Source organism: Psychrobacter sp. CMS30, assembly GCF_904846565.1.
Taxonomy (GTDB): Bacteria; Pseudomonadota; Gammaproteobacteria; order Pseudomonadales; family Moraxellaceae; genus Psychrobacter; species Psychrobacter maritimus.
This window is the reverse complement of sequence record NZ_CAJHBF010000028.1, coordinates 1-25035: the sequence shown is the minus strand read 5'-3', so window position 1 is coordinate 25035 and position 25035 is coordinate 1. Positions and strand designations below refer to the sequence as shown.

Genomic DNA, 25035 nt, shown 5'->3' with positions numbered 1-25035 from the left:
AAGACTGGCGATAAAGGACAGCGTTTATATACAGTGCTTAAACTTTACCGGCATCTAGAAACCTAAATTATAGGCTTTGACGATGGCGAATCTCAAAGCTCTGATGAATCGGCTTTTTAACATCAAAATCAAAACCAATGGTTTTTTGGGTGATATCAACAATATCATAGCGCTCAGTCAACTGCTCATCGAGCTCAAAGCGGGTAAAGTTGTTGGAGAAATACAACACGCCGTCTGAGGTCAAGCGGTTCATCGCGCGGTTGATAAGAGCCGAATGGTCGCGCTGTACATCAAAGGTACCTTGGAACTTTTTCGAGTTCGAAAAGGTTGGCGGATCAATAAAGATAATATCAAATTGTTCCGTATTGTCTTTAATCCACTCAAAGATATCAGCAGCGACAAACTGATATTTGTTGCGGCTAACGTCAAGACCATTTAGGACAAAGTTTTGCTTGCCCCAATCGAGGTAGTTCTGTGATAAATCAACGCTGGTGACTTTTTTCGCGCCAGCCAATGCCGCATGGACACTTGCTGTACAGGTATAAGCAAATAAGTTCAGTACGGATTTATTACGACTGTTGTCTTTGATACGGGCGCGCATATTACGGTGATCAATAAACAAACCCGTATCGAGATAATCGGTAAAGTTGACATAGAAATACGCGCCATCTTCACGAGCGACATAGAACTTGCCACGCTTTTCAGTATTGCCTTGCTTGCTATATTGGTCATTACCAGATTGACGCGCACGGGTTTTGATAAAGATTTGTTCACGGTTAATGCCAAAGACTTCACGGATACCCATTAACGCCAAATTAAAGCGTTTTTTCGCCGTTTCAGGTGGAATGGTTTTTGGTGGCGCGTATTCTTGCACGTGCACATAATCGCCATATAAATCGACCGCTACTTTGAAGTCAGGCAAATCAGCGTTATAAACGCGTAAATTACTGACAGTGTCTTTTTTAGCCAGTTTCTTCAGTTTGGCAAGATTTTTTTGCAAGCGGTTGATGAAGTCTTGTCCTTCTTCCACTTCAATCTCACGCTTCTCAAAGCGACTGACCAAATTACCCGTTTGCCCCGCAATCAAGGTGCCGTAGCGGAAATAAACCGTAATAGCACCGTTATGACAGCGTAAAGTTTTTGGCTCTTTAATCGGTAATATATCCACTTGTTCGACATTGGCAGCCAAGATTCCAACCATAGGGTCAATATCAATACCGGCAAAACTGTCTTGTAAAATCAGCCCAAGCGCATGATATAACGGCTTAATCATCTCTTCATCACCTAAGCGCTCACCATACGGCGGGTTGGTAATGACTAAAGGATTGCTTAAGCGACCATCATCGACCAGTGGCTTTAGGACGCTGCTTAGTTGGTCAAGGGCGCGCGTCTCAAGGTCAAGCAGTGGTAATAAGTCCTGCAAACCGGCGGCAATCAAGTTCTTTTCTGTCGCCAAAATTGCACCGCTATCGGCGTCAAAGCCCAAAATCAGTGGCAAAGTATCTGGCTGTTCGTTGGTAATGGCCAACGCATCGCGGAAACGCGTCTGGGCATCGTCAATCATCTGTTGCCACAGCGCATCGTCATGATGCTGCCACTCGTAAAAACCAAATTGATTGGCGGCTTTATCAATACCGACGGCATAATCACAATGCATGAGAAGGGCTTCAATAATAAAAGTACCAGAACCACACATTGGATCAATCAGAGCATTATATAAAGGGGCATTACCCTCTTCATTTTTCTTATGCCAGCCTGCGCTGTAAAGCAACGCTGCTGCTAAGTTCTCTTTTAATGGCGCTTCGGTCATCGCCACACGGTAGCCACGGCGATGCAAACTGGTGCCTGATAAATCTAAATACAGCTCAGCTTGCTTATCATTGACCGTTGCAAACACCGAAAAATCTGGGTTTTTACTATCGACGTTAGGACGGCTGTCATATACTTCGTTAAAGGTATCGGCAATCGCATCTTTGATACGCAGCATGGCAAATTGCTGACTGACGGCAACGCGTTTATCAACCGATAGACGAATGGCGAACGTTTGCTCTAGCTTAAATTGTTCCGTCCAATCGACCGATTTTGCCAAACCATAAAGCTGCTCTGCCACATCGTATTCAGTATTGATATTTTTGCGTTTAATCAGCATCAATACCCGTGACGCAACCCGCGACCACAAGCAAATGGTGTATAGGTCACGCAATGTACCAGTCACCGCTAAACGACCAGTACTCTTGATCTCGCTTGCAATACCAAAACTGGTCAGCTCAGTTTGTAGCGGTGCCTCAAGCCCATCGGCACAGGTAATAATAAGGTCAAGCGACAACTCTGCTGAAGCGGCTGGTAAGGAGTTGGGCGTGGTTGTTTCGGTCATACGGATACCTGTGGGCTAAATTGATAAATATTGATAAATAAGGCACATCATAAAATAAGATGTTTAACCGCCAATTTTACCATAATTACGCCATGGATAGTTTAAAGCAGCATTCTTTAAAAGACTGTTTTCAAGAAATGGCTTTTTGTTTTTAAACTAAAATCATGGCGCATCATTGTTTTTTTAATATCGTTAAGCAGCTAATGACACTGACTAATTACGGTTTACTGTCTTTTTTTAACGCGGCTGTTTCTGTGACCAACTGGGTAGGGGTCGCAACTGGCTTGGTAACGATAGGGTAAACCTGCTCTGTTGGCATCAGCAGGCGCATATGCGGATAAGGGGTTGATATATCAGCGGCATCAAAGGCACGTTTGATATTCTCGCGTAAGACTTCTTTGATTTTAGGCATACGTGCAACAGCCGCAGGCTTGACCCAAAAACGCACGATAAAGAATACGCCGTATTCGCCAATCTCATCAACAGTCGCTGAGGTTTCAGGGCGATTTAATACCACGTCGCTCTCAGACAATACCTGCAAAATCACCTCACGTGCCTTGTCGATATCATCTTCAAAAGCAATGCGCATACGGATATCAAAACGTATAAAGTTTTTCGAGGTTAAATTGATGACCACAGAAGAAGCGACGTTTGAGTTGGGGATAATAACGGTGATATTGTCGCGGGTTAAGACATGGGTCGTGCGTAAAGCGATAACCACGACGCGCCCTTCATTGTCATTGATATTGACCCAGTCGCCGACTTGAAACGATTGCTCAAGCAAAATGGTGATGCCCGCGATAAAGTTAGCAAGCGTTGATTGGGCGGCAAAGCCCACGGCAATACCGGCAATACCCAAACCTGCCACTAACGATACGATATCAAAGCCAAATTGCGCCATGACGCTGGCAAGTCCGAATACCAATAATAGTACGGACAAGATATTTTTCAGTAGCTGCTCGATAGAAGCGTTTAGACCATAATGCTGCAAGACTTTATGGATAATTTGCCCAGATGACGTCCATAGCACATAATAAATACCCGCCCAAGTACTGGCTTTAGCAGTGGCTTTGACCGTATCTGGCTCAAAATTAAGCTGGCTCATGATAGCTATCAAGCTGGTCACAATCCAAATATAGCGTAGTATTGAGCGAACAATTTTAGATCGGCGCTCATTTAAGCGGATTCTGGTTCTGCTTTTTTTGACAATGTAGATAGCAAGCCAATAAAAAAATCCCAATACCGCCAGCAGTATTAGGATTTTGATGCCCGTACTCACCAATTCTACCGATTTAGCTGACCAGTCTAACGAGTCTTCATCTATGGTGCCGCCGATAGCAAGGTATAGGCTAGTATGTAGGTCGCGAACAATCTCTTGAAAGAAGTCAGTAATACCAGCGATTGCCATTGTTTCATCCATGCAGGGTTTAGGTCTAAATAAAATGGGTGTTAAAAAGTCTGATTGTAAATTAACTCAAATCGCTCAGGCAAATCAACTATGACCTTGATTGCCTTGAGCGTTTATTTGAGCGCTAACTTAAAGTGATATAAGTCAAAACGACAAAAGTACGAAGCATAATTTTATTAAAAAACATTGCCGCTTATCTTGTTAAAAACAAATACTTAAAAATTGCCTTCTTGGGTATCATGCGATTGATAAGGTATCTTCATCATACGCTGAACATCACGTAATGCAGTACGTAAACCTTCTAATATCGTCGGATGATAAAAAGGCGTATCAAGCATGTCTTTGATACTTAAATCGTTGGTAATTGCCATCGCCAATATATGTCCAATATATTCCGCATCAGGGCCGACCATGCTGGCGCCCAAGATTCTATCGGTCTTTTTGCAACCATAAATATGCAATAGACCGCAGTTGACACCCATCACGCGGCTACGTCCTTGATTGTCAAAGCTCACTTTGCCAATCACATGCTCAAGCTCTGAGTCTGCTTGAATTTCAGGTAGCGACATACCGACGTTAACGATTTGTGGCGCGCAAAATACAATAGAAAATGGCGTGGCAGGCGGGCGAATATAAGCGTCTGTCTTATTGTCGCAAACAAGGCTGCCGGCGCTAAACCCTTCATCACTGGCTACATGTAATAAAGGAAGATTGGCATTGGCATCACCAACGATATAGACTTCTAAATCACCGATTTTACCAGTCTTTTTATCAAGCTGCTTTGGGCGGTTTTTATCATCAAGCTCGACGCCTAGATTTTCAATACCAAGCTCATCGATATTATTGCGGCGACCTGTGGCAACCAGTACGTACTCGCCTTGCCACTGTTGCGTTTGACCGGCGCTATCTTCGTAATCGATAAAGGCAACCGAGCCTTTATCGATTGAATTTTCCTGAATACCAACCTCGGTAATGTTGCTACCTAAATGCATGGTTAGTTCGCGATTTAAGCAATCGATGGCTTTATTATTAATGTCATCGTCTTTTAAACTGGCGACGCGTTTGACACGATTAAATAAAGTAACGTCGACGCCTAAGCGTTTAAAGGCTTGGGCAAGCTCTAAGCCGATGGCACCTGCACCAACCACCGCCAGTGACTTTGGTAAATCAGTTAGCTCAAAGACAGTGTCAGAGGTAAGCATGGTATCGCCAAGCTTGTCCGCCCAGCCTTCTGGGATAAAGGTTGAGCTACCAGTCGCCACAATGATTTTATCCGCTTCGATTAGCTCATTGTTAACCTCAATCAATCCCTGTTCATTGATATAAGCGCGACCCGCTATTTTCGTTTCTGCAGGCCAACTTTCAACTTGCTCCTCAACGTAGCTGGCAAAATGATCACGCTCAGCGCGAACCCGCGCCATGACTTGTTTGCCATCTATTCGTGCGCTGGCATGTACACCAAACTCGCCAGAATGATTGGCCTCATGTGCGCGGTCAGCAGCAGCAATAAGCAGTTTACTTGGCATACAACCGACCGCAATACAGGTGGTTGTCCAAAATCCATCATTAATAATTATGACGTCGTCTTTTAATTTGCGGGCTTGGCGAAAGGCATTTTGACCAGCAGTACCAGCGCCAATGACCGCAACCGATACCTTGCGTGTCACTTTTGTATGGCTACTGTCAGCAGTGCTATCAGGCTGTTTATTCATAGTATTCTCAAATCAGGCGAATGTGATATTAGGTGATGGATTTGCATAAAAAACGATGAAAAAGGCTATTGAAAAATCAAGGCGCTAACGTATTCAGTAAACGCTCAGTATAGCCAGCAGCGCGTAAATTACGCTGCGCATGAGTTAGTGTGCCATCTTTATCAAAGACAAAGGCAGAACGTACTAGACCTAAGCTGATTTTGCCATACATGTTTTTTTCTTTAATAACATCAAAGTACTGGCATAATTTCTCATCACTATCACTGATAAGTGCGATATTAAGATGGTGTTTAGCGATGAATTTTTCGTGAGATTCGACGCTATCACGCGAGACACCGATGATATCGTAACCCAATTTATCAAACTCATTGAGCTGAGCGGTAAACTCTGTCGCTTGCGTGGTGCAGCCTGGGGTATTGTCTTTGGGATAAAAATATAAAATTAGGCCTTTATCGGTATGAGTAACCAGCTCTTTTAGGCTGATGTCGTCATGTATAAAGTTGCCGTCTAGCTCGCGCACGATGGTGACTGGGAAATCAGGTAGGGCAATAGTCTCGGTGGTCGGCTTGGCCATTATAAAATCCTTATTAGTTTTGGTTATGCATATATTGTCGTTTATACATATATTATAGTGATTGCTCTTATTATAGGCAGATTCATGGCAATAACTACTCAGTTTTACACTTCACTTATTCATTAGCAACAAAAAAGACTGGCAATGACCAGTCTTTTGTATTTTGCAGCAAATATCTTTTACGTGCTTTAAGCAGGTTTTTGTGGCTGCTTTAAATCCAAGCCAACCGTGCATTGTTGCAGGTCTTTTTGCATTTTTTTCACGTAAGGTAAGCTTGATGGGTCTTTTTTATCTTGCGCGTAGCTTTCAATTTCCCACATCTGACCGATGGTCATCTCGCTACGGACACCGATGGTGCATTTACATAATTTGGTCGCGGTATTTTTGTCAGCGACCTTATATTTGACCGCGCCATTGACACAGGTATTGATATTATTTTGCTTGATATCGGCAGCATTTGCTTGTGGCAATGCAAACAGAGCAGCTAGGGCTAGGGGTAATACGGGCAACAACTTCATAAACATCCTCTATAGGTCGCGTCAATTTTTCAGATTTTATAGGCAAAAATCTTGGTCGTTTTATTTGGTTACTGGTCTAAGTATTGATTTTAGCACTGATTTTAACAATGGTTAGGATACTAGTTTTGTCACTTATTTTATAACTTGCATGAGCAAATATATAGGCAATTCTTCATCTATATTGCACTCATTACATTTAGCTAACTATCAGTACGGTTATCTTGTCATTGATATAGTCGCCCATACCATAGCAATTAAATTGCTTAAAATACAACGCCAGCGTGCTGTGTTAATGCAAGCAAATGTTGCGCAAATATTTAATGAGCTGCGCTATTAAGACAATCATACTCGTACTTTAAGGTAGCTATAAGCCTGTTTTTACAGTATTTATTCAGGCTATTAAGGCTGATAATGGGTAGGGTCAGTAACGCCAGCTTGGGCAAATCCTTGGCGGCGCAGCACACAGCTGTCGCAAACACCGCAAGCCAACCCATCGACATCTGCTTGATAACAAGAAATCGTCTGCCCATAATCGACCCCTAACGATAAACCAAGCTCGATGGTTTTGGCTTTAGATAACTGCTGCAGTGGTGTTTGAATCGATAAATGGTGTCCGGTGACGCCAGCTTTGGTGGCAAGATTGGCCATGTGCTCAAAAGCAGCGATATATTCTGGACGGCAATCAGGGTAGCCTGAATAATCGACGGAGCTTACGCCAATGACGATATGGTTGGCATCGGTCACTTCAGCGACTGCCAAGGCGTAAGATAAAAATATGGTATTACGCGCAGGTACATAAGTGTTTGGAATAGCGTCGTTATCGATCTCATCACGATTTTTACTGGGGAATTTATCGGTATCGCCATCAGGGACAATCATGCTGTGGTCGGTGAGTGATGAGCCGCCAAGTTGCGCGATATCGATATCAATAATGCGATGATTGACTGCTGCGGTTTCAGCGATGGCTTTGGCTGCAACAAGCTCACTATTATGACGTTGACCGTAATTAAAACTGACCGCCGTCACAGAAGCATAGCGCGCCTTTGCCCAATACAAACAAGTCACGGAATCGAGCCCGCCTGATAGTAGCACCACGGCATTTTGGCTTTTATGCAGCGCCATCAAGTTAGCGTCGTTTGCTGGATTGGTAGAGGAGGTTTGCGCAGTAACAAGAGTCATAGTGGTATCTATTATTAGTTTGAAAGTATTGGTTCAAAAATATGGATTTACGAAAGCCGTCTATTTTAGCAAAAATAGCCCCATTACAGAACCTTGAAGGTGTTATTAAAAAAGGGCTAAAGCGTAATTAAGTAGTGGCTAAAGGATATTTCAGTCAGCACTGTATTTGTATTATCCATCAAACACTATTAATCAGACATAGGGCAATCAAACAGGCGATTAGGCATAAGTGCTGTTATCAAGTTAAATAACAGTCTTACGCTGTCTTCTTAAGTTGCCTTCTTAAGTTGGCTTGGTATTTAGCCTTATCAATTAACGTCATATTTTCAATCTGTTAGCAAAATTTGTTATAATCGCTGCTTTTAAAGCCCGTGTGCTAAAAATATTGCTAACTGCTTTATAGCAAAATCAACCTTGTAAAGATATTGAGTAACTTATGACCGTAGCGACCTTGTTTACGCCACAAATCACCCCTCAGTTTGATGCTGCGTCTATCGATGCTGCTTCTACGGATGCTAGCTCTGCCGAGACTGGTTGGGATAGCTATGCATTAGATACGGATGTCGCTGACGAAGTTGCGCATGACAATGATATGGCTGAGCAATTATCATCTAATCAGCTGCTACCGACTGAAACGGCACAATTTCGCAAGCTACAAAAAAAGCTACGCCGCCAAGTATCATGGGCGATTCGCGATTTTAATATGATTGAAGATGGCGACGTCATCATGGTTTGTGTGTCAGGCGGCAAAGACAGCTATACACTGCTAGATATCTTGTTGTTACTCAAGCGTATTGCCCCGATTAGCTTTGATATCGTTGCGGTCAATCTTGACCAAAAGCAGCCTGGTTATCCTGAAGATATTTTGCCCGCTTATTTAAACGAGCAAGGTATCGCGCATTATATTTTAGAAAAAGACACTTATAGTATTGTCAAAAGCGTGGTGCCAGAAGGTAAAACTTATTGCTCGGCCTGTTCACGTCTGCGCCGTGGCTCGCTATACGGCTTTGCCAAACAAATTGGCGCAACCAAAATCGCCCTTGGCCATCATCGCGATGATATGCTCGCGACGTTCTTCTTAAACTTATTTCATGGCGGCGCGCTGAAATCGATGCCGCCTAAATTGCTTAGCGATGATAAGCAAAACTTGCTGATTCGTCCGCTTGCCTACGTTGAAGAAAAAGACATCATTGAATATGCCCGTTTAAAAGAATTTCCGATTATTCCCTGTAATCTATGCGGTAGCCAAACCAATCTACAACGGGCGATTATCAATGACATGCTACGCGAATGGGATGATGCCCATCCACAGCGCTTAGCGTCTATTTTTAAAGCCATGCAAAACGTCGCACCGTCGCAATTAGCCGATCGTGAATTATTTGATTTTGAGACATTAAGCCTGGAGCGTGATGATAATGAACGCTTATTTGAAGGCGATAATATCCAAGCAGGGCAGACCGAGAGCTTGGCTGAGATTGGCTTACCTGTAGCGCCAAAAACTCAAGTCTTTAATCCAAAATTTGCCAATAGTCAGAACTTGCAAGCTGAAACTGAGACGGCAAAAAACAGCCGCATAACGCAGAAAATCCCAACCATTAACCCTGTTATTTAATGCGCTGATGGTTTAAAGCTATAGTCAAAATATCCTAAGAACGCTACGGTATTGCTGATATCAATTTTTTGTAGCCTCTGTCTGCGCAGGCACAGCAAGCAAGAAAAATTGATATCAGCAGCGCGTGATGTATCGATATTACTTTTCACTGACTATATGTTGCTTAAATAATCTTAAGTTAATTTGATAAAGTTAAATCCATGAATGTTAGCCCCATAAAAAACCAGCCCTTAATTATTAAGGGCTGGTTTTTTAATTTTAAGAGTAGCTATTTAAATAATATTAGCTTTCGGCAAACACCGGTAGCGGATTAAAACTTACCTCTGAGCGTGGCAATTTTGCCACATCTTGCATACGCCAATCATCCTTACCATCATTACTAACTTGTAAGTAATATTTGGCTTTGACTGGGTCAATATTTACCTGAGCGCTGTATTTATTACCTTCTTCATGTTTTAACACAACATCACGATCTTTTTTGATATCGGTAGCATGTGAGATAGATAACTCTAAGGTATCAGGATAAGTAACCGGCTCGCCATTTGATAATTTACCAGACTGCAAGCTCTGCTCAGGATAATTTAGATAAAACACGATATCACCATTATCGGCAAACTGCATTTGACCGTGTAAGTCTAAATCATAGGTGAGCTTGTCGCGCGAGACGTCATGATAGAGGGTTTTGCCATCCATATACCAATCGTCACGTACCACACTGTCACGTATTTGGTAAGAATAATAGACAAACCAAATGCAAGCAATAACGACTAACGCTGGCATGCCAATGACAAAAATAACCACCATATAGTTTTTGTACCATGGCTGGCTATCTTGATGCTTAAAGTTGGGGGCTGGACTAGACATAACATACCTATTAATCAGATATTCGTTTATAGCTGTCTGTCAGAGAGTTATAAACGGTATCAACGGATAAAATGATGGCTCAATACTGCCAGATTAATGACGAAATATTCACCCGCTAATCATTGATGGATAGTCATCAACCAACAGCTAATGACTAACGGACGAGAGTTATAAAATATAGTAATTAAGCACGCAAAGACTTATTGTCCTTGCGTGGTAAAGATGTTTTGTTTGCTAACATTATACTGACCATTTTCGCTCTTCACATTTAAAGTAACTGGTGTTTGACCAAACTCAATCACATCAGGGTCACCATAAATACTGACTGGCATATCAAAGCTTTCACCAGCCTCTAACGGCACATCGTTAAAGCGCAGCTCTAAGCTCAAACCGTCTTGTGGCTCAAGGGTTATCTTATAAGTGTGAGGCTCTTGCGTTTTGTTGGTCAATTTGACGATATAGCTGTTCTCAATCATGCCTTGCTGATTCAATGATGACAACTGGTTGCGGTCACGGCGAATATCAATTTCTAGCGGTACGCGATCATTCAAGGCATAAATTACGCCGCCACAAAGCACGGTCAGTAAGGTTAAATAAGCGAAGAAGCGCGGACGGAATACGCGGCTTGGCTCTTTTTCGACCAATTGACGCTCTGTTGTATAACGAATCAGCCCGCGTGGGTAGCCAACTTTATCCATCACATCATTACACGCATCGATACAGGCAGCACATTGGATACAAGCTACTTGCAAGCCATCACGAATATCAATACCTGTCGGGCAGACCTGCACACACATCTGACATTCAATACAGTCGCCTAAATCCTCAGGGTTGGTGCCTTTTTTGCGCGCGCCGCGAGGCTCACCGCGCTCATAATCGTAAGAAACGATTAACGTATCTTTATCGAACATCACGCTTTGGAAGCGGCCATAAGGACAGATTTGCACGCACATCTGCTCACGCATATAGCCTGCATTGACGTAGGTCGAGAAAGCAAAAATAAATATCGATACCCATATCCACGTTGACCAATCAGGGAAGGGGATAAACCCTATCATCTGCCAATTTTGATACAACGCCTCAGTACCCGATACATAACTGACAAAGGTTGTGGCGGTAATCATGGAAAACACAAACCAGATAAAATACACTAAAAAACGCTTAAACGCTTTCTGTGCGCTCATAGGCTCTTTATCGAACTTTATACGCTTGTTACGATCGCCAATCACCAGCTTTTCAACATATTGGAACATATGCGTCCAAATGGTCTGGGGACAGGCATAGCCACACCACACCCGTCCGGCGTAGACAGTCACCATAAATAGCGCAAAGGCAGCAATAAGCGCAAAAGCAGCAATAAAGTAAAAATCTTGGGTTAAAAAGGTCATACCAAAAATATAATAATGCTGCGACGGCACATCAAACCAGATTGCTTGCCTACCGTTATAACGTAGCCACGGTAAAATCAGAAATAATGCCAAAAACGCATACATGCTAATGACACGGATGTTTTGATAAAATCCGGTGACAAATCTGGGATGTACACGTTTTTTATTGGCGTTAAGATCGACGACAGGGATTTTATTGGATTGTTGTGCTGACATAAACGTGCCTCTTTAAAAAAAGAATCAGTCTGCTGGCATGATGAACAAATACCCTGAATAACTGGGTATATGAATGTGCGATGTTATCAATGTCAGTAAGTAGCGAGACAGACTGAAAGTCAAAATATGCTGACTCGACTACCAAATGAGCGATTGTAAATAATGGGTTTAAATATGCTTAAATGGATGATTCAATAGTGTTTCTCATAGATAGCTATTTTAACATTCTCCCTACTATAAATGGGGCAATAATGCTAGAAAGCAACATTAATCTCATCATTATTGATCGCCAAATGCAGTAATAGCATCTACTCATGAGAAACAAATCATAAGCAAGGGACAAATGACCAAGCCTGATTATTGTTAATGAGATTATTAAGGTTTTTATTGAATTTACTCACTATAACCAACATTTAGCCCTCAATGAATAACTAAAAAGGGAGAACTGCAATAACAGTCCTCCCTTTTTTAAACTTACTTATTTACGATATAGCGACTGACTAAATATGATTAGTTAGCGGCTGTTGTTTCTGCTGTAGCGGTTGTCGCTGCCTGAGGAGCAGGGGCAGAGACTGTTTTTGCTTTAGCAGGTTGAGCGCTTCTGTCTGATAGAGAGTAAACATAAGCAGCAAGCAACATAATGCGCTCATTACCCAGTTTGGTTTCCCACTCAGGCATTACGCCTGCACGACCATAACGTACCGTTTCGCGAATAGTTTCACGATCGCCGCCGTATAGCCAGATTTTATCTGTCAAGTTTGGCGCGCCAGTAGAAGTCATACCTTTTGCGTCTGGACCATGACAAAGTACACAGTTGGTTGGCTCGTTGAAGATTGCCTCACCCTGAGCAACTTTGGCTTTATCCAACTCATAACCTGGTTGATTGCCAGATATTGATAGGACATATTCAGACACGGCACGAACACCGTCTTCACCGATTTGGTCGCGCCATGCGGTCATACCACCGACGCGGCCGTTATGTAGAGTCGTCAAGATGTTTGCCGCCTCACCGCCATATAACCAGTCATTATCGGTAAGATTTGGATAGCCTGCCGCACCTTTGGCGTTAGAGCCATGACAAACTGCACAGTTCTGTAGGAACAAGCGACTACCAACCTTCAATGCATTCGGGTTTTCAGCCAGCTTTTCTACATAAGGTGCCAACTCGGCCACTTTCTCGTCGATTTGAGCCTGTAGCTCTGCTGGTGGCTTCTCACTATGACGCAGCGTTGCTTGCATCTCAGAAAGCGTTGCTAGGGTTTTTGTTGCACCGCTCGCATCGGCCTTGGCCAAAATGTTTTGCTCAAAGTTATCGGTAAATACTTTGTTATTACTTTCAAGTTCGCTGTTCAACTCGTTATGAGAAGTCCATGGTAAGGTTTTGCCATCCACTTCTACGGTTGTAATACCTTCCCACTTTGATGGAAAGATAGCAGGGAAAAATATCCAGTATGCAACGGCCCAAATGATTGAGCCAAAAAATATCACTAGCCACCATTTAGGGAGTGGCTTATCGTATTCCTGAATGCCATCGTAAGTGTGGCCAGTGGTACCGTCTTCTTCTACTTCTGGCTTGTACTTCAAAACCATTAGCAAAACACCGAGGATACCCGCCCAACACATAATACTTAGTATGGTGATCCAAGAACTCCAAAAAAATGTCATCGTTTATCCTTATTGCGCTGCTCTTCAGACAAAGATTCGATATCTTCGTCATCAAGCGCAAGTTGTGCATCTTCTTCGAAGCGTTTTTTGTTTTTTGGCGAATACGCCCACCATGCAACGCCTACGAAGGCAATAAAGGCAGAAACGGTCGCAATTGTTTGTAATTCACCAATACCCATTAGCGCTGTCCTTCCATCGCGGTACCTAATTGCTGTAAATAGGCAACCAAAGCATCAAGCTCAGTGGCACCAAGTACAGCATCGGGTGCGCCTTCGATATCTTCTTCAGTATAAGGCACACCGAAGCGATCGCGGAATAGACGCATTTTGGCTTGAACATTGCTACCATTAACTTCATTGGTTGCAAGCCAAGGGAAACCAGGCATTACTGACTCAGGTACTAAAGAACGTGGCGCAATCAGATGCTGTTTTTGCCAATCTTCAGAATAGCGTCCACCGACACGTGCAAGGTCAGGACCCGTACGTTTTGAACCCCATAAGAATGGATGGTCCCACGTTGATTCTGCAGCACGCGAATAAGGTCCATAACGCTCAACTTCAGCACGTAACGGACGAATCATTTGGGTATGACAGACGTGACAGCCTTCACGAATATAGATGTCACGACCTTCAAACTCAAGTGCAGTCCATGGCTCCATGGCGGGAAGGGGAGCGTTCACCCCACCTTCTTCAGGACCCTTGTTATCATAAATCAGCGGTACGATTTCAACGAGCGTTGCAAAGCTAATGGCAATAACAATACCGATAACCAACAAGCCTGTATTTTTTTCAATAATTTCATGCGGTGTACCAGACATGATCGCTCCTTATACGTTAGCTGCCGAAGGTTTATCAACACTAGGTTCATGATCCGTTGGGTCAGCGATATCTACAGGCTTACCTTCTGGCATTTGCAGTGTTTTATAAACGTTATATGCCATAACAAACATACCCGATACATACAATAGGCCACCAAAAGCACGACCGATATATGGGAAATGTGAGAACTCAACCGTATCAACGAAGCTGTATACCAACGTACCGTCTGGGTTGGTCGCAAGCCACATCATGCCTTGGCCAATACCTGAAATCCACATAGAGACGATATAGAAGATAGTACCTGCTGTTGCCAACCAGAAATGCGTGGTGATTAAGCTGATTGAGTACATTTTTGGTTTGTTATAGATACGTGGTAACAGTACGTATAGCGAACCAATGGTAATCATACCAACCCAGCCAAGCGCACCTGAGTGTACGTGACCTACAGTCCAGTCAGTGTTATGAGATAACGCGTTAACGGTCCTAATAGACATCATTGGACCTTCAAACGTCGACATCGCATAGAACGACAATGCCACAATCATAAAGCGAATGATCGGATCGGTACGTAACTTATCCCAACTACCTGATAGCGTTAGTACACCGTTAATCATACCACCCCAAGATGGTGCAAATAGGATGATTGAGAATACCATTGCTAATGACTGCGTCCAATCTGGAAGCGCTGAATAATGCAAATGGTGACCACCAGCCCACATATATGAAGCAATCAATGCCCAAAAGTGAACGATAGACAAACGGTAAGAATAAATAGGACGACCAATCTGTACTGGAACGAAGTAATACATCATCCCAAGGAAAGCGGCCGTTAAGTAGAAACCTACCGCATTATGCCCGTACCACCACTGCACCATCGCATCAGTTGCACCGCCAAATAACGAATAAGATTTAAACGCACTAACAGGGATAGCCATACTGTTTACGATATGCAGTAGAGCAATCGTAATAATAAAAGCGCCAAAGAACCAGTTAGCCACATAAATATGTGAGGTTTTACGTTTGATTAGCGTACCGAAGAAGACGATGGCGTAAGAAATCCATACCAAGGCAATCAAAATATCGATCGGCCACTCAAGCTCGGCGTATTCTTTGGTAGACGTTAACCCTAAAGGCAGGGTGATAACGGCGGCGACGATAACCGTCTGCCAACCCCAAAAGGTGAACCAGGCCAAATAAGGCGCAAATAGCCTCGTTTTACAGGTACGCTGGACAATATAGTAAGACGTTGCGAACAGGGCAGAGCCACCGAATGCAAAGATAACCGCGTTGGTGTGGAGCGGTCTTAGGCGACTAAATGTCAACCATGGAATGTCAAAGTTGAGTGCTGGCCATGCTAACTGTGAAGCAATGAACACACCAATACTCATGCCGACGATGCCCCATATCACGGCCATTATCGTAAAGAATCTTACGACAGTGATTTCATATTCACGGTCAACTGGGGCGACTGCTGTGTTTTGTAAACTCATTGGATGATTCCTTTACAGCCCGAATTATCAACAGAATTAACTAACTCTCCGCGGCAGCTGTCTTATAAAAATTTATAAGCAGACAATGATTGCGGTACATGCTATTTTTTGACTACTCTTATCAGTCTTGCCATTATTAACTATCAACTTCGCTAGTTATCAGCTATTGCTGATGAGTAGAGGACGGCGATAAAAACGCACTGCGCTCACAGCTAGTCGATAGTAGGATTGTTAATAAACGGTCAGATTTGATAAGAAAACGTGCCTTCCTTGAGCATCAAACATCTATTGAGGCTGAGTATGTATCTTAATTATTACTGATAAAAACAGTATGAACGAAGATAGATACTGATATTCAACTGGCGCTAAAAAGCTTATGCACCATCAATGTATGCTAGCGGCGGCTGACAAAAAAACATGTTTAGGTAATGTTTAGTTAAAACTCCCGACTCTGTTTAAGGGTATTGTAACGCAAACCTAATCAAATATCATCAGAACTATGCGCCAAAATACAAACTCTTTGGTAAAAATATGCGCCAACAACTTAATATTGCAGCATTATGCTCCCATTTTATACCCAATTTCCCTACTATTCTAGGGGTGAAAAAACATAGTGCTAATGAAGCAAAACGCAAACTTATCAGAAAAATTTGTAACCATTGCTACATTGGACCTTTAAGAGGCTATAAATAAGTTTTACTTATTATCAAGTCGCATCTTATAATGGCGCTGAACAGTATTGCTGACAGGACGTTTTTATACCTCTGTTAACAATTATTTTAATCATTGAAATAGCGGTCAGTCTTATGCCTTTAACGGCGCAAGCTGTCCATACATAAGCTTTTTATACATGAGCTTTTTATAATAGGTATTAAGGATAATAATATGGCAGTTTTTTTGACAGACGAATGGTTTGAACAAGTTGAGCAAATGGGTCAAGAGGCTGGTGAACTAAATCTACCACCAGCATTGGCTAATATGATTGTGAACCTAAAAGTATCTGATACTGAGCAAGATATCGAGGCCAGTTTCGCGAATGGTTTATTACATCGCGGCTTAAATGACGCAGCGACGACGACTTTATTGCTTGATCGCAGCATCTTACAATCAATCATCACTGATTTTGATACCAATGAAATCATGGGCGCCTTTATGGGTGGTAAAATCCGTGTTGAAGGCGATATGTCACAATTGATGGCAGTACAAACGGCGCGTCCAAGTGCGGAGCAAAAAGAGCTGTACAGTAATATCAAATCAATGACTACCATGGCTTAACGGTCTGTTTTTCATTTTTATAAAATATAACGTTTAACATAAAAAAGCCCTTAATTCATATTGAACTGACCCCCAAATGTTGGACGGTTTAGTTTATAACAAGGACTGAGTTCTGTATTGCACAGGACTCAGTCCTTCTAATTTAAGTTGAATACGCTCATGATTATAATAATGCATATACTCATGAATCTGTTTCTCTAACTGCTCAATAGTTTTCGGTTTCTCAATATAAATCGTCTCGCACTTCAGCGTACCGAAGAACCCCTCCATCAGTGCATTATCTAAGCAGTTGCCTTTTCTGCTCATACTTTGCTTAATTCCATGCTGTTTAAGCGTCGTGCTAAACGGTTTCATTTGATAATGCCACCCTTGATCAGAATGCAGCATTAATCTCTTACCACGGCACGCCTTTGTCTTATCTAAAGCACTAGCTAGCATCTTACCAACTAAGTCATAAGTGGGTCTCTTTGAGAGCGTATAGGTGATGATCTCATTGTTATAACAATCAAGTATGGGTGACAAATACAGCTTATCATCACCCACCTTAAACTCAGTAATATCGGTCAGCCAGCGCTTATTTGGTTTATCTGCATGAAACTGGCGCTTTAAATAGTTCTTCGCAATCTTGCCTTGTTGTCCTTTGTAAGATCGGTACTTCTGACGTCTTATCTTTGCGCTAAGCTTCATGTTACGCATCAGCTTAGCGATGAGCTTATGGTTATGATAAACCCCTAACTGCTTTAGCGCGGCCGTGACTCTACGATAACCATACCTGCCTTTATGCTTGTGGTATATCTGAGCAATATGATGTTTTAAGTCTGCATATTTGTCTTTAACATCAAACTGACACCTATGGTAGTAAAAGACACTCTTAGCCATCTTAGCGATGTTTAGCAAAGCAGATAAAGGGTGCTCTTGTCTTAGTCCTTCGATGAGCCTTGCTTTTTCAAAGCTTGTTTCTTCTTCTGTTTGAGCAAGGCATCCAGCTTTTTAGGTAGGCGTTCTCCGCACGTAGGTACTCATTCTCACGCTTAAGCTCTGCTAGCGTCTTTTCATCATCTGGCTTGTCTGTAATAAAGGGTTTACTCATGGCGGTTCTACCTTTAGGTTTGGATATTAGTCCAGACATACCATAAAGCCGATACGCTTTGTGCCTGTGGCTAATTAAGGCCGGTGAGCTGATGTTATACCTTAAAGCTACTTCCAATTGACTTAAGCCTTGGGTAAGCATCGTTGTAATCACTTCGTGTTTAAACTCGCCACTATAGTAGGCTTTGCTTGTCTTTGGTTTGATAGCATCGATACCACCGCTTTGATACTGTTTAACCCATCTGACAACTATCTTATTGTCTAGGTTAAATTTCTCAGCCGTAGCATGACCAGTATGTCCTTGCCTATAGTATGCGATGACTTTTATCTTAAAGTCTAGGTCGTAATGCATAAAAATACCCCATAAGTTGTGTCCAACTTATGGGGTTCAGTTCATATTAAGGGCTTTTTTATTGACAAATTTAACAGTAGAGGACTGTGTTAAATTAGCTGGCTTTTGATTGTTGCGCGCTTGCTTGCGATTTTTGATTTTCTTTATAAATCGCTGCTTGTAACCAGATATTCGCCTGTACATAGTCATGAACTTGGATAGCAGCAGTGGTTGAAGTTTTAGGCGCACCAATACGGATTACAAATGGGTCAGCATCTTGCTCACGCAGTACCACCACATCAAATAAGATAATGGGCTTACCATTAAACAGCGTTTCTTGCTTACCAAGCACTTGACCTTGACACCAAGCTTCATCTTCTTGCCCTAAGGTATCACCAAACAGGTAAGCACACATATGACCGAGATTAATCTCAACCGGTGCCATTTGTTCTTTGGTCTCTGGCTGCCACGCTTTGATTTGCTCTTGTAAATCATCGGGCATTTTTCCATCGTTGGCGGCGACAATGTCGTTAAAAGCGCGATGGTAGCGAATGGCTTCTTGGTCTTCGACCATAATCACTTCGTCTTGTTCGCTAAGCTTAATCTCATGCGCCCAAGCACTGAAATTCACATAATACGCCATATCCTGCTGATATAAATGACGGTTAGCCGTATAAAGCTGGTCAAAAGCATAGATGATGCTGCCATCAGCGGTGCGTAAGCGCAAGACCGCATCATGGGTATTGTCATTGACAATCATACGTTCAATTTTGCACGTCAGCCCATAAGGGCTATCGACACAAGGGTAGGCGTTAATAAAGCATTCAGGCTTGCCATCTTTCATCGCGAGCACCTGATTGATATGACAAGGCTGGTCTTCAGATAGCAGCAAACAGCTGTCTTTGGCACTGACATTGCTGTTAAGCCCTTTAGGCATGGCCGCTTTTTCAATCATCTTTTGCAGCCATTCCGGTACGTCTTGACTCATGTCATCGGTCAAAATGCGCCAATGATCGGCGTGACCGGCAGACTGCTCGTCAGATAAAGTGATTTTGGTAGGGGATTGGATATTTTTATATTGATAATTAATGGTCATGAATATACTCAAACTTAAGTCAGCCATGAGGTTTGGGTCTAAAACTGTGATTGCTGACCATTATCCAATATGTGAGCGGATTGGTTTATGATAACCAGCAATGTCATCAGTAAAGAGGCAACAAACAACAATGAGGGGTTAATGACAATTGTCCTTAGCATACAATATATAGGTATAGACGCAACTAATAGCAAGCCCCTCATGAAAAATAATGTTAAAAGTTGAGTTTTTATTAAAAAATACTGGCAGTTTGCGCTAATGACTGGCACATATAAGTCAAATTGTGTCAAACTAGCTCCCTTTTGACAGCGGCATTTTGCTGGTCATAACCCCTGTTTTTGTGTTCGATTGATATGTTTTTGCAGCAAGCGCCTTAGTAAATGTAATGCTACGAGGCGGTTGTTGCATCTGGTTTTATAACATAAATAAAGTCGCACGTGGATAAGATAAAGAGTTTGAATATGTTTCGTCCTTTAGCGTTATTTATCGGCTTACGGTACACCCGAGCAGAGCGTAGTAATGGTTTTATCTCCTTTATATCGCTGATTTCAATGATTGGTCTGACGCTTGGCGTGGCGGTATTGATTACCGTGCTATCGGTCATGAATGGTTTTGATCGGGAGCTAAAGACTCGTATTTTGGGTATGGTGCCACAAGCGACGGTGATCTCAACCGAGATTATCGGTGATTGGAAGCAGGTGGCAGATAAGATCAAAGAAGATCCAGAAGTCGCTGCCGTTGCGCCTTTTATCCAGCTGCAAGGTATGCTGACCTCTAACGGTCAAGTGGCTGGGATTATGGTCACCGGCGTCGATCCTGAATACGAGAAAAACGTCTCTATCATCAACGAGCATATGGTAGAAGGCAGTATTGATACCTTACAAAACGGTGAGTTCAGTATTGTGCTTGGTGAAGAGATGGTGCAATCCTTGGGGCTGCGCTTAGGCGATAAAGTGACGTTGGTGTTGCCAGAAGCGTCGCCATCACCAGCGGGTGTGATACCGAGATTTAAGCGTTTTACGTTGACGGGTATCTTTACCATCAGCCCTGAAGTGGATAGCCTAATGGCGTTTATTCCGATGGGCGATGCGGCAAAATTACTGCGACTGCCAGAGGGCGCGCAGGGCATTCGTATGAAGCTTGACGATATCTTTAACGCACCGATGGCCGCCCAACGAGCTGCTGCCATTGCCCCTGAGCAGTTATATCCTAGCGATTGGACCCAAACGCACGGCAATCTGTTCGGTGCGATTCAAATGGAAAAAGCCATGGTTGGCTTGCTGTTATTTTTAATTATTTTAGTTGCCGCTTTTAATATTGTCTCAAGCTTGGTCATGCTAGTGACCGACAAAAAAGCCGATATCGCCATTCTAAAAACCTTTGGTGCTTCACCGCGTCTGATTACCCATGTCTTTATGGTACAGGGTGTGGTTATTGGTTTTATCGGTACGATTGCAGGCACGATACTTGGGGTTATCTTTGCCCTGACCGTCAGTGATATTTTGGGCTTTATTAATAATAGCTTTGGTTTGAATTTATTTGATGCTTACTTTGTGAACTATCTGCCATCGCAGCTGCGTTTGACCGATGTGGTGCTGATTACCAGTGCGTCATTTGTATTGAGCTTTTTGGCGACCATTTATCCAGCACGCCGAGCGGCTAAAATTCAGCCCGCGCAAACGCTACGTTACGAGTAATATATAGGCGTTAATGCCATGATAAATAAAATAAAGGAAGCGATATGTCTGCGATTTTAAAAGCGACCAATATTAATAAAATTTACGATGAAGGGGCGGTGAGTACGCAAGTATTGACGGGCTTAGATTTGACCGTCAATGCTGGTGAGCGCATTGCGATTGTCGGTACCAGTGGCTCAGGAAAAAGCACCTTGTTGCATTTGCTCGGCGGACTTGATACGCCAACCAGTGGTGAAGTCTGGCTACATGGGCAGCTGCTAAATACCATGAATGAAACTGAGCGCGGCGCGATGCGTAATAAGCACTTAGGGTTTATTTATCAGTTTCATCATCTATTGGCGGAATTTACTGCGGTTGAAAACGTCGCTATGCCGCTACTGATGCGCCCAAAAATGTCGACCACTGAAGCGCGCCAACAAGCGATAGATATTTTAAACAGTGTCGGTTTAGAGCACCGTTTGGCACACAGGCCAGGTGAGCTATCAGGCGGTGAGCGTCAACGTGTGGCGATTGCCCGTGCGCTGGTGACTAAGCCGTCGCTTGTCTTGGCCGATGAGCCGACCGGTAACTTGGATTATGACAATGCCCAAAGTGTGTTTGGGCTGTTATCCGAGCTGCAAAGTACGATGCAAACGGCGCTGTTGATGGTAACGCATGACCGTAGTTTGGCAGCACTTGCTGACCGACAGCTACTCTTGCGTAATGGTCATTGGGAAGATTACTAAGCCTTTAACCTTTCGTTTTAAACAATGTTCTAAACAATGTTATAAACAAAATTCTTAACCGTTTCTTCTAAAAGTTGCATGATTGCCGTTACTAAGCAGTAGCATGATAGGGTTAGAATTTTTATAAAAATAAGATAACAAATAGGCTGTATAGGGCAGCCTTATTCATTAAGTAAGGATGGATAGTATGAATAAAGACGATGACCCGATCGAAGCGTTTGGCAGTATCGAAGAAGGTAATGAGCCATTAAAGCCTTATATGGATCCAACGTTATTTGACACCATTGATAAACAAGCGCAAATAGAGTTGCTGACGCCAGTTTTTGACTCGATTACTTTAGCGGGTGTCGATTACGACTTAAAAGCGCAGGATAGTGCGACGGGCAAGCGCTATACGCTGCTTAAAGATGAGAAGGTGATAGATGTCTTTGTGATGGATACTAATCTTACTGACAATATTCTCAATGCTATCGAAAAACATAAAGAGCAAGAAGGCGAATTATAACGCCGCCTAAAATTTGGGCAATAATTTTTATAAAATGCTGCTATTTTTATCGTATGACTGGTGCTGAATGAATAGTTGTAAATGAGTAATAGCTGTTAGTGCTTAGGCGTTTCGTCAGAGGAGTTCTGCTGACGTTTTTGCCAGCTGGTGACAGTCTTATAGCGCCAGATGGCTTTAAACGCCAAACCGCATACGATGCTGCTAACGATGGCTAAAATCGTGAGTCCTAAACAGAACGCCGTCAGAGATACTGTGCCTTTATAAGTAATAAAGGGGTTAGCGCCATCTGACAATGCCCATAAGCTAAAATCAGCAATCATCCTGCCGATAAGCCGCAAACTAATCATCGGTACGTCAAGGATTTTGGCACCGACATAGTAGCCAGCATAAAAGACCGGTAAGCTGGTTACTGGGTTGGTAATCCAAGTCAAACCGAGCGCCATCGGGACATTGGCTCGAAAAATGAGCGCACCGATTAATGCCAGTAACATTTGTCCTGGCAGCGGAAAAAACGCGCTAAGCACACCGATGTAAACCGCTTTATTTAGACTATGGCGATTAAAATGCCACAAACGCGGGTCAGCAAGTTGCGGCGCAAACAGTTTTAATGTGCGACTGGCTAGGATTTTTTCAGGGGTAGGAAGTAGGTCTTTCAGACGTTTGTTTGGCACAGAATCGCCTTTACTCATTATCTACAGCCCGCTCAATCATACTGATGGGCTGGTATGCAGTGATGTTATTGATAAAAAATACAGGTAAGGATGTTATCAGAAAAGCAGGAAGATAATGTTGGATAATCACTATCGCAATATTTCTGCTCAGTATAGGGTAATAGCAGGATAAATGCCATCGCTTGACGGTTCGGTCTAACATTAAGGCTATCGTCAATCATCATTTATCATACAGCCTATACTTATCATACAGACTATCAAGCAAGGAGCGCTGGTGTACTGGTTAATTGGTAGCTTGATAATCATCGTTATGATGGGCGTTTTAGCCGTTGCTGATAGCATGCCGCTGCCTATTAGTCCGCTGTTAGCAGACCTCAGTGCTACTGCGACATTGCCGCTATTATTAACGATACTTACTATTGTTTTGTTAGTCGTCAGTCAACGTCGTATTCCATATCCTCGTTCCTTTAACATCAAAATACCTCTTGCTCAAAACCCTTCTGTTAAAAATTCTACGAAAACCTCAGCGTATAGCTTGTCGTTATTTTCTAAGTGTGTCCGCTATTTATTATTAGCAGCGCTAGCACTGACGCTGATTAGTGGTAGTGGACTGCTCGCCTTGATAAGTCATCAACAGGCGCAAATTAGCGCCATAAAACAACCTTTGCGTGTACAAGCGCTGGTTAGCATCGAAGGCATAAGTGATAGTGTCTATGATGTCGCAAGCGACAGTGGCTATCGACAAGTTGCCACCATCAGTCAGATATCACCGTTATTGTCTGAATTGACAGCGCAGGATTTAGATAATCTTACCGCGGATTACGCTGCCAATTATAGAGAAGGGTTGAATAATAGCCTAAGCAGTAATAAAAAAACTAAAGATAATTTAAGCCATGATAATTCTGAAGATTTTGAAAGCTTTGAGAGAACTGAATACCGCGTATTGCTAAACGCGTATCCAAAAAAGCCCTATAAGGAATCACGTAAAAAATTGTCTAAAAAGGCTGCTGAGAAACAAGCTAAACAATCATTTAAGCAATCGCAGATTACAGATTTAAATCATCTACAGCCCGGTGATAAGTTATTGATGACCTTAACGCTAGCGCCACTTGCTAACTCTGAGCAAGCGCTGAATAACCCAACCGGATTTGATAGTTATCGGTGGTTACGGGGTCGGCATATCGATGGCGTTGCTAATATAATAGCGACCAGTACCTCGACTATTCCGTTTGATGACTCAGCAGCACTATCTAAAGTTGATGAGTCTTATTTATACCGTTTGCGTAGCGTTATTGACCAAGGACGTTGGCAGCTGCGCCAATACTTTTATCAAGATTGGGCAGCACAAAATACCGCACAGCAGCAAGCAAAAGCGGTAACTTTAAGTTTGCTGACCGGTGATCGCAGTTTAATCAATCGCGATACCAAAGATTTATATCAGTTGGCCGGTATTTCACACTTACTGGCCATCTCGGGGACGCATATTTTATTTTTAGCGATTGTGTTGGCGGGATTGGCGGTTCTACTGCTGAATCGCTTTTGTCCCTCTCTTTATCGTCATATCCCGCGCTGGCAAGTGCGCTGGTGGGTGATGATTAGTGCCGCTTTCATTTATGCCTTATTTACCGGGTTTGATGTCCCTGCTGCGCGTACCGCATGGATGTTATTAGCGATAGGTTTGATACGTTTAACACTCCTGCCGATTAGTACCATGCGTATATTATTAGCGCTGGCAGTATTGATGGCGTGGCTCGACCCATATGTATTGTGGCAGGCAGGTTATTGGCTGTCCTTTATAGCGGTGGCGTTGTTATTAAAGTACGAGGAT

The 25035-nt window shown here is 42.9% G+C and carries 22 protein-coding genes; 6 read left to right on the top strand and 16 right to left on the bottom strand.

Annotated features, from left to right (window positions below; all coding sequences use genetic code 11):
- Nucleotides 1-67 precede the first annotated feature (67 nt).
- From rlmKL to queC, 6 genes are all read right to left on the bottom strand, one after another.
- Complete coding sequence (gene rlmKL / locus JMX94_RS12000) at nucleotides 68-2374, bottom strand: bifunctional 23S rRNA (guanine(2069)-N(7))-methyltransferase RlmK/23S rRNA (guanine(2445)-N(2))-methyltransferase RlmL (protein ID WP_201565713.1); 2307 nt, start codon at nucleotides 2372-2374, stop codon at nucleotides 68-70.
- A 217-nt stretch (nucleotides 2375-2591) separates the two neighbouring features.
- Nucleotides 2592-3782, bottom strand: a complete 1191-nt coding sequence (locus tag JMX94_RS11995; RefSeq protein WP_227673632.1) for a mechanosensitive ion channel family protein — start codon at nucleotides 3780-3782, stop codon at nucleotides 2592-2594.
- A gap of 215 nt (nucleotides 3783-3997) precedes the next feature.
- On the bottom strand, nucleotides 3998-5494 hold the full coding sequence (locus JMX94_RS11990; protein ID WP_201565703.1) for a dihydrolipoyl dehydrogenase: 1497 nt from the start codon (nucleotides 5492-5494) through the stop codon (nucleotides 3998-4000).
- Nucleotides 5495-5570: 76 nt separating this feature from the next.
- On the bottom strand, nucleotides 5571-6068 hold the full coding sequence (locus JMX94_RS11985) for a peroxiredoxin (RefSeq protein WP_201565701.1): 498 nt from the start codon (nucleotides 6066-6068) through the stop codon (nucleotides 5571-5573).
- Nucleotides 6069-6256: 188 nt separating this feature from the next.
- Nucleotides 6257-6586, bottom strand: coding sequence for a hypothetical protein (locus tag JMX94_RS11980; protein WP_201565699.1), 330 nt, complete (start codon nucleotides 6584-6586; stop codon nucleotides 6257-6259).
- 399 nt (nucleotides 6587-6985) lie between these two features.
- Entirely contained in the window at nucleotides 6986-7708 is a 723-nt protein-coding gene (queC, locus tag JMX94_RS11975) for a 7-cyano-7-deazaguanine synthase QueC (RefSeq protein WP_227673633.1), read from the bottom strand.
- Between the two features lie 649 nt (nucleotides 7709-8357).
- Between queC and ttcA the strand changes: the two genes are divergently transcribed.
- Nucleotides 8358-9377 carry a tRNA 2-thiocytidine(32) synthetase TtcA gene (ttcA, locus tag JMX94_RS11970; protein ID WP_374220420.1) on the top strand — a complete coding sequence of 340 codons (1020 nt, stop codon included), beginning with the start codon at nucleotides 8358-8360 and terminating at the stop codon, nucleotides 9375-9377.
- Nucleotides 9378-9659: 282 nt separating this feature from the next.
- On the opposite strand, the gene JMX94_RS11965 is transcribed toward ttcA, so the two are convergent.
- From JMX94_RS11965 to ccoN, 6 genes are all read right to left on the bottom strand, one after another.
- Nucleotides 9660-10241: a FixH family protein gene (locus JMX94_RS11965; RefSeq protein WP_201565695.1), complete on the bottom strand. Its 582-nt coding sequence runs from the start codon at nucleotides 10239-10241 to the stop codon at nucleotides 9660-9662.
- 200 nt (nucleotides 10242-10441) lie between these two features.
- Nucleotides 10442-11845: a cytochrome c oxidase accessory protein CcoG gene (gene ccoG, locus JMX94_RS11960; RefSeq protein ID WP_201565693.1), complete on the bottom strand. Its 1404-nt coding sequence runs from the start codon at nucleotides 11843-11845 to the stop codon at nucleotides 10442-10444.
- A gap of 510 nt (nucleotides 11846-12355) precedes the next feature.
- Nucleotides 12356-13510, bottom strand: coding sequence for a cytochrome-c oxidase, cbb3-type subunit III (gene ccoP, locus JMX94_RS11955; RefSeq protein ID WP_201565691.1), 1155 nt, complete (start codon nucleotides 13508-13510; stop codon nucleotides 12356-12358).
- Complete coding sequence (locus tag JMX94_RS11950; protein WP_191690612.1) at nucleotides 13507-13689, bottom strand: cbb3-type cytochrome c oxidase subunit 3; 183 nt, start codon at nucleotides 13687-13689, stop codon at nucleotides 13507-13509. Before JMX94_RS11950 ends, ccoP begins: the two co-directional genes overlap by 4 nt.
- Nucleotides 13689-14327, bottom strand: a complete 639-nt coding sequence (gene ccoO / locus JMX94_RS11945; protein ID WP_183618776.1) for a cytochrome-c oxidase, cbb3-type subunit II — start codon at nucleotides 14325-14327, stop codon at nucleotides 13689-13691. The genes JMX94_RS11950 and ccoO overlap by 1 nt, the downstream gene beginning before the upstream one ends.
- 9 nt (nucleotides 14328-14336) lie before the next feature.
- Nucleotides 14337-15818 carry a cytochrome-c oxidase, cbb3-type subunit I gene (gene ccoN / locus JMX94_RS11940; RefSeq protein WP_201565683.1) on the bottom strand — a complete coding sequence of 494 codons (1482 nt, stop codon included), beginning with the start codon at nucleotides 15816-15818 and terminating at the stop codon, nucleotides 14337-14339.
- Between the two features lie 885 nt (nucleotides 15819-16703).
- Between ccoN and JMX94_RS11935 the strand changes: the two genes are divergently transcribed.
- The gene (locus JMX94_RS11935; RefSeq protein ID WP_201565681.1) at nucleotides 16704-17093 is read left to right on the top strand and encodes an SCP-2 sterol transfer family protein; all 390 of its coding nucleotides are present in this window, start codon (nucleotides 16704-16706) and stop codon (nucleotides 17091-17093) included.
- 93 nt (nucleotides 17094-17186) lie between these two features.
- Here JMX94_RS11935 and JMX94_RS11930 read toward each other — a convergent pair whose 3' ends face one another.
- The 3 genes from JMX94_RS11930 to JMX94_RS11920 form a co-directional block, all read right to left on the bottom strand.
- Entirely contained in the window at nucleotides 17187-17990 is an 804-nt protein-coding gene (locus JMX94_RS11930) for an IS3 family transposase (RefSeq protein ID WP_265088962.1), read from the bottom strand.
- Between the two features lie 49 nt (nucleotides 17991-18039).
- Nucleotides 18040-18534 carry a helix-turn-helix domain-containing protein gene (locus JMX94_RS11925; RefSeq protein WP_227673631.1) on the bottom strand — a complete coding sequence of 165 codons (495 nt, stop codon included), beginning with the start codon at nucleotides 18532-18534 and terminating at the stop codon, nucleotides 18040-18042.
- Between the two features lie 94 nt (nucleotides 18535-18628).
- On the bottom strand, nucleotides 18629-19609 hold the full coding sequence (locus tag JMX94_RS11920) for a hypothetical protein (RefSeq protein WP_201565680.1): 981 nt from the start codon (nucleotides 19607-19609) through the stop codon (nucleotides 18629-18631).
- Between the two features lie 461 nt (nucleotides 19610-20070).
- Here JMX94_RS11920 and JMX94_RS11915 point away from each other — a divergent pair, with 461 nt between their 5' ends.
- From JMX94_RS11915 to JMX94_RS11905, 3 genes are all read left to right on the top strand, one after another.
- Nucleotides 20071-21306, top strand: a complete 1236-nt coding sequence (locus tag JMX94_RS11915) for a lipoprotein-releasing ABC transporter permease subunit (protein ID WP_201565679.1) — start codon at nucleotides 20071-20073, stop codon at nucleotides 21304-21306.
- 44 nt (nucleotides 21307-21350) lie between these two features.
- The gene (lolD, locus tag JMX94_RS11910) at nucleotides 21351-22031 is read left to right on the top strand and encodes a lipoprotein-releasing ABC transporter ATP-binding protein LolD (RefSeq protein WP_201565678.1); all 681 of its coding nucleotides are present in this window, start codon (nucleotides 21351-21353) and stop codon (nucleotides 22029-22031) included.
- Between the two features lie 187 nt (nucleotides 22032-22218).
- Nucleotides 22219-22536, top strand: coding sequence for a hypothetical protein (locus JMX94_RS11905; RefSeq protein ID WP_201565677.1), 318 nt, complete (start codon nucleotides 22219-22221; stop codon nucleotides 22534-22536).
- A gap of 95 nt (nucleotides 22537-22631) precedes the next feature.
- Here JMX94_RS11905 and JMX94_RS11900 read toward each other — a convergent pair whose 3' ends face one another.
- A complete protein-coding gene (locus JMX94_RS11900) occupies nucleotides 22632-23225 on the bottom strand; it encodes a DUF2062 domain-containing protein (RefSeq protein WP_201565676.1) in 594 nt (197 codons plus the stop codon).
- 256 nt (nucleotides 23226-23481) lie between these two features.
- On the opposite strand from JMX94_RS11900, the gene JMX94_RS11895 reads away from it, so the two are divergent.
- On the top strand, nucleotides 23482-25035 hold a 1554-nt coding region (locus tag JMX94_RS11895), incomplete at its 3' end, for a ComEC/Rec2 family competence protein (protein WP_201565675.1).